The following is a 364-nucleotide window of genomic DNA, read 5'->3' as shown; positions in this document are numbered from 1 at the left end:
GTTCATTGCTGCTACTTCTTCACGAATGGTTTGTCCTATAGCGACAGCTTGTTTTTCAGAGATATGTTGTGGTTCACTGAGGCGCTGTGCAGCATTTGTCATAAGAACGGCAATATTGTGCAATTCATTTGAGCGTTTTGTTAATTGAGCAAATCCCCAAGACATAAGAATAGGAATTGTTGTTCCCGCTGCTACAGCTAATCCAGTTGGCGATGTAAAAAAAGTCGTAATATTTGATAAGGAACTTAGTTCAAAAGGAGCTAACCTATGAGCAATAAAAGCACCTCCTGCTGCCCATAGTGCACTGAGCGCCGTCGTACACCAATAGATTCGAGAGACAGAATTCTGCTTTAATAATTCAAAA

General features: G+C 40.7%; 1 protein-coding gene. It reads right to left on the bottom strand.

The genetic code is table 11. The features are described 5' to 3' along the window. Positions 1 to 364: hypothetical protein (locus ACFIO5_RS10655; protein WP_375705386.1), on the bottom strand; the 364-nt coding region annotated here is incomplete at both ends.

Source organism: Bartonella sp. AA86SXKL, from assembly GCF_042196885.1.
Note: the sequence above shows the minus strand (reverse complement) of the source record. Positions and strands in the feature narration are given on the sequence as shown.